General features: G+C 51.8%; 10 protein-coding genes. 2 read left to right on the top strand and 8 right to left on the bottom strand.

What is annotated here, in order from left to right; genetic code table 11:
• Nucleotides 1-54 precede the first annotated feature (54 nt).
• The 8 genes from A6395_RS11855 to recX form a co-directional block, all read right to left on the bottom strand.
• Nucleotides 55-594 (bottom strand): helix-turn-helix domain-containing protein, encoded by a 540-nt coding sequence (locus tag A6395_RS11855; protein ID WP_070328951.1) that lies wholly within the window; start codon nt 592-594, stop codon nt 55-57.
• Between the two features lie 163 nt (nt 595-757).
• The gene (locus A6395_RS11850; RefSeq protein ID WP_070328950.1) at nt 758-1,027 is read right to left on the bottom strand and encodes a YfhJ family protein; all 270 of its coding nucleotides are present in this window, start codon (nt 1,025-1,027) and stop codon (nt 758-760) included.
• Nucleotides 1,024-1,338: a YfhH family protein gene (locus A6395_RS11845; RefSeq protein ID WP_070328949.1), complete on the bottom strand. Its 315-nt coding sequence runs from the start codon at nt 1,336-1,338 to the stop codon at nt 1,024-1,026. The genes A6395_RS11850 and A6395_RS11845 overlap by 4 nt, the downstream gene beginning before the upstream one ends.
• A 67-nt stretch (nt 1,339-1,405) precedes the next feature.
• Entirely contained in the window at nt 1,406-2,584 is a 1,179-nt protein-coding gene (locus tag A6395_RS11840) for an RtcB family protein (RefSeq protein WP_071399181.1), read from the bottom strand.
• A gap of 13 nt (nt 2,585-2,597) precedes the next feature.
• Nucleotides 2,598-4,643 (bottom strand): ABC transporter ATP-binding protein, encoded by a 2,046-nt coding sequence (locus A6395_RS11835; RefSeq protein ID WP_071399180.1) that lies wholly within the window; start codon nt 4,641-4,643, stop codon nt 2,598-2,600.
• 24 nt (nt 4,644-4,667) lie between these two features.
• Nucleotides 4,668-6,392, bottom strand: coding sequence for an ABC transporter ATP-binding protein (locus A6395_RS11830; protein WP_070328946.1), 1,725 nt, complete (start codon nt 6,390-6,392; stop codon nt 4,668-4,670).
• Between the two features lie 315 nt (nt 6,393-6,707).
• The gene (locus A6395_RS11825; protein WP_084813054.1) at nt 6,708-8,348 is read right to left on the bottom strand and encodes an L-lactate permease; all 1,641 of its coding nucleotides are present in this window, start codon (nt 8,346-8,348) and stop codon (nt 6,708-6,710) included.
• A 50-nt stretch (nt 8,349-8,398) separates the two neighbouring features.
• The gene (gene recX / locus A6395_RS11820) at nt 8,399-9,211 is read right to left on the bottom strand and encodes a recombination regulator RecX (protein ID WP_071399179.1); all 813 of its coding nucleotides are present in this window, start codon (nt 9,209-9,211) and stop codon (nt 8,399-8,401) included.
• Nucleotides 9,212-9,367: 156 nt separating this feature from the next.
• Here recX and A6395_RS11815 point away from each other — a divergent pair, with 156 nt between their 5' ends.
• Both A6395_RS11815 and A6395_RS11810 read left to right on the top strand, forming a co-directional pair.
• On the top strand, nt 9,368-10,276 hold the full coding sequence (locus A6395_RS11815) for a TIGR01777 family oxidoreductase (protein WP_071399178.1): 909 nt from the start codon (nt 9,368-9,370) through the stop codon (nt 10,274-10,276).
• A 13-nt stretch (nt 10,277-10,289) separates the two neighbouring features.
• Nucleotides 10,290-11,441, top strand: a complete 1,152-nt coding sequence (locus A6395_RS11810) for an amidohydrolase (protein ID WP_071399177.1) — start codon at nt 10,290-10,292, stop codon at nt 11,439-11,441.
• The last annotated feature ends 29 nt before the right edge of the window (nt 11,442-11,470 follow it).

The raw sequence follows: 11,470 nt of genomic DNA, 5'->3' as shown, positions 1-11,470 counted from the left end.
GACACGTTGTCAAAACGAATGATCGTTTCTGGGTTCATTTGGTTTCCTCCCTTGTTATAAATACGAATGTGTGGCGACGACGAGACACTCGCTTGCGCCATCAAAATCGTTGACGAGCTGATGCGCGTCTGAAGCGACGTAGTACAACGTCTCGCCCGGTTTGGCGAAGTACGTGTGGTTCCCTAGCTTGAGGGCGACGCGGCCGGACAGTACGTAAACGAACGTCTCCGCGCGTGACGGCTCGTACCGTTTGAACTCCCCTTGTTTTGAGAACGTGAGGAGAATCGGTTCCATCTCTTTCTCATTGGATTCTGGGATGAGCCACTCCGTCCGATACAGCCGATTCTCGTCGACATATACCGTGCGGTCGTCTTCCGTATAGACGACTTTTTGATTGATTTCCTCATCGAAAAACTCTTTAGGCGAACATCCAAGCACTTCTAACAAATCAAACAGCGTCTCAAGCGAAGGAGAACTCAAATCACGCTCGATTTGGGAAATGTAGCCTTTACTTAAATCGGTACGTTCCGCCAACTCTTCTTGGGTCAACCCTTTTTTGACGCGGAGTCGTTTAATGTTTTGACCGACTTCCAAACTGTATTCCTCCTTCCCTTTCTAAGGAAAGTTTAGTGATACATGATACTTACTAAAGAAAGTTTATAAATACTCAACTCTAAAGCAAACAAATAGCGACTTTTATTATAACCAACTGTACCACGTTTGCAAGCAAAAAATCACGCAACAATCGCGTGATTTTTTAGTGGAGATCCCGTTTCGAAATCAGGTGTTTGAATTTTTCATTTTTCGTTTGAAATAAGTGCAATTGCGCCCCGTACGCATCGATTTGTTGAACGACGTATTGGAACGACTTTGCCTCCCCTGGGTACGGTTCACCAGCGCGGGCGAGTGTCGTCTCAAAATCTTCCCACAACACCTCAACCCACGTTAACGCCTCGTCTTCATTCAACAAGTCGTTCTTGTCTCTTAAGATTTCTGCCAACCGCTTGTATTGGTCTGACCGGTTCATACGCGCACCTCCGATAGCTCAGAGAGCGGGATCGCATGTTCCATCGCTTCTCCTTCAAACGTTCCCCAACCCATGACGCCGTTGACAAACTTCAATCGGAACGGACGATTATTGTAGGTGACGATATACGTCGTACCTGGTTTGAACGATGCCGGATCAATCAAATAACTCTCCGCGATGGCGATGCGGCGAAGCACGACCTCAATCTCACTCACCATACCCATCTGTTCGGCTTTTCGTTTCCGCTCATGCAAGTCACGAATTTCTTGCTCGAGCTCATACTTTGATAACGCACTCAACCGTTTTTCCATTTCGTTCACCTCACTTGTAGCGTATCAGATTTTCCGAGTAAAAGAAAAAGGCGAAACTGAATAATGTTCAGTTCGCCTTGAAGTTATAAAGCGGTTTAATCAGTTGATCAATCGTGACGGCCGGTTCAATATAGCGCACAATCTCTTTCATCGATTTATAGACGAACGGTGATTCATCAATTGTCGACTTCCGAACCGAGCTCGACCAGACGCCTTTCATCGATTTTTTAAATTCGTTGAAATCGACGCGTTTTCGTGCCGCTGAGCGCGACATGATGCGCCCGGCGCCATGCGGACCTGAGAAGTTCCAGTCCGGGTTGCCTTTTCCGGTACAGATGAGCGACCCGTCACGCATGTTCATCGGGATGATGACGCGCTCTCCGGCTTTTGCGGAAATCGCCCCTTTTCTGAGGATCATGTCGTCGTGATCGATATAGTTATGCACCGTATCGAACTGATCGACGACGTTCCAGTTCATCGCTTCGACGATGACATCGGTCATCGCCAGTCGGTTACTTGCCGCGTATTGTTGGGCAATCCGAACGTCATGCATGTAGTCGTCCATATCTGTACCTTCGATATAAGCGAGGTCTCGCAATCCTTGTTTCGCCGCCTTCGCGTACTCGAGATAAGCTTGAATATCACTTTCGCGTCCAGTTTCTTTCAAACGCTCGATCTCATTCTGTACTTCTGTCGTATCCATCATATGACGGATCGCTCGCTGCTGATAGTGTTCTGCAATTTGGACACCAAGGTGGCGTGAACCCGAATGGATGACGAGAAACGTCCGTCCATGATCATCACGGTTCACCTCAATGAAATGATTGCCCGAGCCAAGTGTTCCGACCGAGCGTAACGCCCGGTCTAGCTTATACGGGGCGCGAACGTCTTCTAGCGGAATCTTTGACGCGTATGAATGCGCCGACTCCCGGATGTTCATCCCACTCGGAACAAGTTGACGAATCATATCGTCAAGTTTTTGAAAGTCGATCCGCTTCACATTGATCTCGGTGCAAAGCATGCCACACCCGAGATCGACACCGACGAGGTTCGGTACGATTTTGTCGTGAATCGTCATCGTCGTCCCGACGACCGAGCCTTTGCCGGCATGCATATCCGGCATGATTCGAATCGCTGCCCCTTCCGTGAACGGTTGGTCGACGAGCGTTTGAATCTGTGCACGCGTCATATCGTCAATCCGTTCATTGAAGACTGTAGCTTGATTATATTTGCCGATGATCTCCATAACGTCTCCTTTCTCAGCTGATCACTTGCTGTTTACTTTGCAACTCATGCATCCGGGCGTAGACGCCGCCGTCAGCGATGAGTGACTGGTGATTCCCGCGCTCGATGATTTGACCGTGGTCGAGGACGAGGATTTGATCGGCCTCACGAATCGTCGACAATCGGTGCGCGATGACGAACGTCGTGCGTCCGTATGTGAGCGTCTTCAGCGCGTCTTGGATGAGCGCCTCTGTCTCTGAGTCGACACTAGCCGTCGCCTCGTCAAGGACGAGGATGGCCGGGTCAAACACGAGCGCCCGGGCGAAACTGATCAATTGTCGCTCTCCACTCGAAAGTGAAGCGCCGCGCTCAATGACCGGCTCGTCGAGTCCTTGCGGCAACTGCTTGACGAACCGATCGGCACCGACCGCCGTCAACGCTTGCCAAATCCGTTCATCAGGAATGGTCTCATCACCGAGCGTCACGTTCGTCCGAATCGAGCCCGTGAACAAGAACGGGTCTTGCAACACGATGCCGAGATGGTCCCGAACGGCTTGCGTCGGAAGTGTCGTCACGTCTACCCCGTCGATGCAAAGTTTTCCTGACGACGGATCATAAAAGCGCATGAGCAAGTTCATGATCGAACTCTTACCACTACCGGTGTGGCCGACGAGTGCGACCGTTTCACCAGGTGCAGCTTGAATGTCAATCTGTTGTAACACGGGCTTTCCAGCCTCATAGCTGAACGTCACGTTGTCGAACACGACTTCGCCATTAAAGCGCGGAATACGTTCAGACGAGACGTTTTCGCCTTTCTCGTCGAGCAGTTGGAACATTCGGTCCGCCGAAACGAGCGCTTGTTGGAGCGGTGACAACTGGTTCATAATTTGCGTCACCGGCTCGAAAATACGGGACACGTAATCGATGTAGGCGTAAAGTATCCCGAGCGTGAGCACACTGCCCGTTCCAAGCGTTTGCGCACCGACGACCCAAATGAGGAGTGCGAGTGCCATGTTGCGGAAGAAGTTGACCAAGTTGTGCGACATAAGGGCGTCGAGCTTCAACAGTTTCCGGCGTGTCTGGAAGTTGTCGCTGTTCTTGACATCGAACTCATCATAGACGAGGTCTTCACGCACATACGATTGAATGATCGGCATCGTTTGGATGCTCTCGTTCAATTGTGCGTTCATATCGGCGACGAGCGCCCGGACTTTAAAGTTGTTCCGGGTCGAGAGACGCTGGAACAACTTCACCCAGACGATGACGACCGGGATGATGATGAGCGAGACGAGTCCGAGGCGAACGTCTAGGAAGAACATGGCGATCAAAACACCGATCATCATGACGATGCTTTGGAAGACGCGGGCGAGAACGCCCAAATACAAATCACGAATCGTCTCCGTATCGTTTGTGACCCGGCTGACGATTTTCCCGATCGGCGTCTGGTCAAAGTAACGGACTGGAATCGTCTGCAAATGCCGCATGACGTCAAGGCGCATCGTCTTGACGATTGTATGCGCCGAACGTTGCAGGAGCATCTGTTGCCCCCAGTTGAGACCTGCTGCGATGAGCAACAGGACGACGTAGATGGCAGATAAGACGAGGACGGCCCGAAGATCCGTCTCATAAAACTGGAAGACGTCGGTCGAAGACAACGGCACGATGTTGTCGTACGTCGCTGTCTCCTCACTCCGCGTGATGGTCAAGACACCGTTATCGACTTCTCTGACCCCACCGCTCATGACGGCGTCCGGTACGAGATAGTAGCCTTCGGTCGTCTGAACGATCGAGACGGGACGGACGACGTCTTGCCCGTCCAACCGCGTCTCTTTCTCATAGTTATTGCCGTCAAACGAGACACTGCCCCCGGCCTCGACTTGAACCCAGTCGCGCTCGATGGCGACGATATGGTCATCGATGATGATTTTTGCGATATACGGTCCCGCAAGTTCTGCGCCGACCGCTAAAAAGAGTAGGATCAACCCGAGGAAAATCGAGCGCTTCACTTGTTTGGCATAGCCAACGAGTGAGTGAATCGTCTTTTTCCTGCGGACCGGATCTAATTCGTGTTGATCGATCATAAGAGATTCCCCCTTTCGTACGGATTACTCCGTCTCTCCTTGTCGATTGAACTGTTCGAAATACCAACCATGCTGTTTCATCAGTTGGTCATGTGTGCCGCGTTCAGTGACGCGACCGTCTTGCAAGACAAGGATTTGATCAGCGTGGGAAACGGCAGACAAGCGGTGCGCGACGATGAACGTCGTCTGTTCGGCACGGCTCGTCCGGACCGAATCGATGATTCGGGCTTCCGTTTTCGCATCGACCGCCGAGAGCGAATCGTCGAGCAATAAAATCTCTGGGTCTTTCAAGAGCGCACGCGCAATCGACAGACGTTGTTTCTGTCCGCCTGACAGCATGACCCCTTGCTCGCCGACGACCGTATCGAGCCCGTTCTCTAAATGCTCGATATCGGTATCAAACGCCGCAAGCCGAATCGCCGTCTCGAGGTCGGCTTCGGTCGCGTCATCGGCCCCGAACAAGATGTTGTCGCGGACCGTCTTCGAGAACAATAGATGTTCTTGTGACACGTAACCGCTCCAACCTCGTACCGTGTCGAGTTTAATTTTGTGAACCGGGATCCCGTTGACGAGCAACGAGTCGTCGATTGGATATTCGCGGATCAGCTGACGCAGGAGCGTCGTTTTGCCGGCCCCGGTCGGTCCGACGATTCCGATCGTTTCTCCGCGTGATACGTGGAGTACGATGTCTTCGAGCGACGGGCGGCTCGCACCCGGATAGCGGAACGATAACGATTTGAAGGTGATCTTCTCTGGCACGTCGACTTGCACCGTGCCGTTCGAGACGACGTCCGGCGCTTCGTTCATCGTCGCTTCAATCCGCTCTAAGCTCGCCGTCCCGCGTTGGACGACGTTGATCAACTCACCGAACGCGTACATCGGCCAAATGAGCATCCCGAGATAAATGTTGAACGAGACGAGTTGACCGAGCGTGATGTCATTCGTAAAGACGAGGTACGTCCCGAACGACAAGCCGATCAAGTAACTCAAACCGACGAGCAGTTTGATGACCGGCTCGAACAAGACGTCGATTTTGGCGACGTGCATGTTTTTCGCCATGACGTCGTCGGTGATCGTATCGAACTTCTTCGTATCCGCTTCTTCTTGCACGAACGAACGGATGACACGAAGTCCTGAAATCGATTCGACGACTTGGTCGTTCATGACGCCGAACGAATCTTGCGCCGCGGTGAAGCGAGCGTGAATTTGACGGCCAAGCTTATTCATCGACCAGGCAAGTAACGGCATCGGCAACAGTGCCGCAAGTGTCAATTTCCAATCGATGAACACCCCCATGATTGTCAATGCGATCAGTGTCATGTTGAACGAATCGACGAGCGTCATGACACCGAAACCGGCCGTCCGTTCAACCGCTTTCAAATCATTCGTCGCGAGCGCCATCAAGTCCCCGGTGCGGTGCTGTTGATAAAATCGCGGCGTCTGTTTGAGCAAATACCCGAAGAATCGGGCCCGCAGTTTTTTCTCGAGCAGGAACGCCGTCCCGAATAGACGCGCGATCCACAAGTACGATAAAACGTACGATAACACCATGATGCCTAGCAGTGAGCCGACGATTGTGATGAGCCGTTCCGTCGTCAAACTTCCTTCACGGATCGCATCGATCGCTTGCCCGATAATCCATGGCGGGAGCATATCGATGACCCCGGTAATGATGAGCAAAATGATCGCAATGACATACGTTCGTTTCTGCCTCTTAATAAACCAATCCAATTGTTTAATCAGTTTCACGACTGACTCCCCCTTCCGTCCTTTCCGAGCACGCAAAAAAGCGCACTCCACCTGATTGTGCAACCAATCGGATGAAGTACGCTTGAAAGTCTTCAGTCATTTGCATGGTCAGGGAAAGGACACTACCCCTATCCAGCTGCCGTGTTACGCAGTCAAATACGAGTAGCCATATGATGTTGTGTGTGTGCGTTGTAGTGTAGTCAAGTACTTCATCATGCTGGCTCCTCTCTCTTCATAGTTTGAAAATCTACTAAAACCTTAGCAGACTGTTCAGAAAATTGTCAATATTTTTTTGTAAAAATATTGTAACTTGTTTCAGTTTAAGAAGAACGTCGCGAGAATCATCCCGACGATCCCTGTTGCCGTCACATAGTAAATCATCGGCATGAGCGTGTAGCGGATGATCGTTCCTTCTTTACCGAGCAGACCCGCGACCGAAGCGACCGCGACGACGTTCAGCACGCAGATCATGTTACCAGCGTTCGCGCCGGCCATCTGCATCGACAAGGCGAGCGTCTCACTCATCCCGACCGAATCGGCGACATTTGTCGTCAAGCTCGAGAACATCATGTTCGAGAACGTGGCCGAGCCCGATACGAACGCTCCAAGCGCCCCGATCCATGGTGCGACAAGCGGCCAAACGCCACCGAACGTGTCCGCTGCAGCCGTCGCGAGTTCGACTGGCATCGATGCGAGTCCAGCTCCGCCATTCTCTGAATGGATAAAGATTCGAACCATTGGAACTGACGCCGCAAGTGTAATTAACGTTCCGCCGATGCCGAGTGTCGTCGCTTTAAAGACCGACGTCACTTGCGACCAACTCATATTGTGCAAGAAGAACGTCGCAATCATCGTCAAGATGAACATGAACCCTGGTGAATAGAACGGCTCCCATGACGTCGAGATTCCTTCTACTCCTAAAATGTTCGGGAGGTCGATCCGGACACTGCGCGTCAACTCGTTCAAGAACGGGACCGTCCGTGTCAAGATGAGGAAGATCGTCAAAATCAAGTAAGGGGCCCATGCTTTCCACTGCGGAAGTTCACGTTTCCCTTTCCCGACCGTCGGCTGTTCAACCGGTTGGTCGAGCTCGTCGGCGTAACCGTCAAACGTCCAAACCCGTTTTGGCATGAGAATACCTTTTCGTGCCATTGCGACGAGAATCACAAGACCGGTCAAGCCACCGAGCATGCCCCCAAATTCAAATCCGAGGATGAGCGTCCAAATGTAAGCCGGAACGCTGTAGACGAGAGCCGCCACAAGGGCGATCGGCAACACTTCGAATGCAGGTTTGACCGACTTCGCTTTACTAAAGAATCGAGTCAGCATCAAAATCAAAATGAACGGGATAAAAAGACCAACAAACATATCGATCAATACCGTCTGTAAGACGACACTTGTTAAAAATTCGATCGATTCCGGTTTGCTCACATCGAGCGAGAGTCCGTTACCAATCCCGATTAAAGCCGGTGTCCCGACTGCACCGAACGTGACGGCCGATACGTCGGCCGACAAGGCGATGACAACAGCTGCGATTGGCGGGAAACCAAGTGCAATCAATAGCGGGGCCGCCACTGTCGCCGGTGTCCCAAAGCCTGAAGCACCTTCAATGAATGAAACGAACAACCAGCCGACGATGAGTACTTGAATCCGAGGATCCGGTGTGATGGTGACAAAGCCGGAACGGATGGCGTTCATACCGCCGCCCTCTTTCATCGTATTCATCATCCCGATCGCGCCATACACGATCCATGCTGCCGTGATGGCGATGACGATTCCTTGTAACACCGCCGCTGTAATGCGGGTTGCATCAAGTTCCCAGACGAAGAACGCAAGTAGCGCCGTCAACAGGAGCGAGAGTGGCATCGCAACCGATGCTGGTAAACGCATAATAACCAATAATACAAGCACAGCCAAAATTGGCACAAGTGCTGTAATCCATTCAAAAATCGTCAATGTAGACCCACCTTTTCAGATTTTTTCCCCTGCCGTAAATGAATTTCCCGTTATGTCTCTTGTTCAGCGAGTCGTTCTAAAGTCCGGTCAATCACCTCATACGGAAATCCTTTGCTCCGAAGCTGCATCTTCATGCGCTGTTTCCGCTCATATGGGGCATATCCGTTATACTTCCGACTCAGTTTTTCAGCCTGCTTCAAGCAAGCTGTAAGCTCGACGTCCTCATCCTCGTTTTCCCAAAACGTAAGGATCGCCTCTGAAATGATATCAAACGAAAATCCTCTTTGCACCAGGGTTTGTTGAATTCTTTGTTGCACTTCTGTGGCGGAACGGCGATTTGTTTCCATTTGTTTCCTTTTTACGAATTTCCCGGCTTTTTCGAGCTGATCTTCGTACGAGATCGCAGCGATAACCTCTTCGATGATTTCAGGTGTGATTCGAAGCTGGACCAATTCCCGCTTGATTTTGCTCGGCCCGCTCGGACTCGTATTAAACTTTGTCTGGGTGTAGGCTTTAGCGAATTCAGCATCGTTCAAGTAGCGTTGTTCAATCAATCTGTCAATCACGCGCTTGATGGCCGCCTCATCTATCTCTTTCTTCACGAGATAGTCACGGACCTCTGAAACGGCACGCATTCGGTACGATAAATAATTGACGGCTGCTTTGTATGCTTTCTGTTCCTCTTCGGCTTGGAGGACATCACGGACAAAATCGTCTTCAAGTTCCATCCCTTTCGTCAGTCCATATTTAATGAAGACGTCTAAATCGATGGCGAACGCGAACTCTTCTTGCCCATCTTTCTCGATGAAGACGTTCAAGCGGTCCTTGTTTTTCTTTTGAGCCGTAAACTTGCTGATTTTCATGAAACCCCTCCTTTTCCTGCTTCTAACATATCACGTTCCCCTTTTCAGAAGGATTTTTGATAAGTTAAAAGAAAGGGTATTTATACTAACTAGCTATTGTATTTACCGTTATCATACCCGATTTGAAAACGCTTCAAGAATAATGGAGGGATTCACATGAAAATTGCAATCACCGGTGGTACCGGATTGATCGGCCGGCCGCTCGTTCGGGCGCTAGCCGAGGCCGGTCATCAAGTCGTCGTCTTGACGCGCCATCCGCGCCCACGTCAAGGAGGCATCTCGTTCGTCGAATGGTTGACGCCAGACAGCCATCCCGAGACCGAACTCCAAGATGTCGACGCCTTTATCCACTTGGCAGGAGCCTCCATTAACGACGGACGCTGGACGCACAAACAAAAACAAGCCATCCTCCAAAGCCGTATCGATGGGACGAACGAAGTCGTTCGCATCATCAAAAACATGAAGCAGAATCCGGACGTTGTCATCAGCGGATCAGCAATCGGCATTTACGGCGAAGACCGGTCGATCACTTACTCGGAATCGACACCGCTCCCGGACCGGACCAACTTCTTAGGAAACGTCTGCGTCTTATGGGAGAAAGAAATCGCGCCCGTCGCCGATATGGACATTCGTCTCGCCACGATGCGAACTGGTGTCGTCTTGTCAAACGACGGGGGCGCGTTCCCGCTCATGAAGCTGCCCTACACGCTCGGTGCCGGCGGACGGCTCGGTTCCGGAAAACAGTGGGTCCCTTGGATCCATATAGACGATCTCGTCCGCTTATTCGTCTACATCATTGAGACCGATTCGATGCACGGACCGGTCAATGGGACGGCGCCGACACCGGTGACGATGGACGAGTTCGGGAAGACGCTCGGACAAGTGATGCATCGGCCGCACTGGGCCCCGGCTCCGGCCCCAATCCTCAAACTCGCACTCGGCGAAAAGAGCGTGATCGTACTCGAAGGTGCCAAAGTCGTTCCGACAAAAGCGCTCGATCACGGCTTCCGTTTTCGTTATGAGACGTTAGAACCCGCACTAAAACAACTACTGCATTTGACTTGAGAGGAGACAGCTCGTGAGTAATCTATTAATTCGTAACGCCCATATTTACCCGATCACCGCACCAAACTTTTACGGGGATCTCCGTGTGAAAGACGGAAAAATTGTCGAAATGGCGGACTTGTTAGATCCAACGGACGGCGAGACCGTCATCGAGGCGGAAGGGAACTTCCTGTTCCCCGGTTTCATCGATGCCCATACCCATCTCGGACTGTATGACGAAGGGACCGGTTCTGTCGGGAATGATGCCAATGAGACGGTTGAAGCGATGACGCCGCACGCGCGGGCCATCGACGGTGTTTATCCGCTCGATGAAGGCTTTCGGGAAGCGCTCATGGCCGGTGTCACGGCGGTCCAAGTCATGCCGGGCAGCATGAACGTCATCGGCGGAGTGACGAGCGTCATTAAAACGCATGGTCGCTTTATCGAGGATATGGTATTGCGCCGGTATGCCGGCTTGAAACTTGCTCTCGGCGAAAACCCGAAACGAGTCCACAGTATGGGGAAATCCGGTGAATTGACCCGCATGGGAATCATGGGACTACTGCGCGAGGCGTTCCGGACCGTCGATTCGACGAAGACGATCGGTACGTTCGGGAGTCAGATGATCCAACTCGCACTCGACCGGAAAATGCCGGTCCGTGTCCACGCCCACCGCGCCGACGACATTCTTTCGGTCGTCCGTTTCGCTCAAGAGTTCGATCTCGATTACCGGATCGAACATTGTACGGAAGGTCACCTCGTCGCGGAGAAGTTGCGTGAACTCGGCGTCAAACATGTCACCGTCGGACCGACGTTCACCCGTAAATCTAAAATCGAACTTCAAAACAAAACGTGGGAGACATACCGCATCTTGCATGAACACGGTATGATCGTCTCGATCACGACCGACCATCCATATACCCCGGTCCAATATTTGAATCTATGCGCCGGTCTCGCCGCCCGTGAAGGCCTTCCGGTCGACATCGCCCTGCGCGCCATCACGATTCATCCGGCCCAGTCACTTGGAGTTGATGACCGCGTCGGATCACTCGAGGTCGGTAAAGACGCCGATCTCGTCTTGTGGAGTCACTTCCCGCTCGACTACATGTCGAAGCCGATCATGACCATCGTCGACGGCCGTATCGTCTACTCGACGGATCGCTCGAAAACCCATCATGAAATGTGAGTAACCCCAGACGTGAAAGCGCTCTTTTA

Origin of the sequence: Exiguobacterium sp. SH31 (genome assembly GCF_001816105.1) — a bacterium.
Lineage (GTDB): Bacteria > Bacillota > Bacilli > Exiguobacteriales > Exiguobacteriaceae > Exiguobacterium > Exiguobacterium aurantiacum_A.
This window is presented reverse-complemented; position numbering and strand designations above follow the sequence as displayed.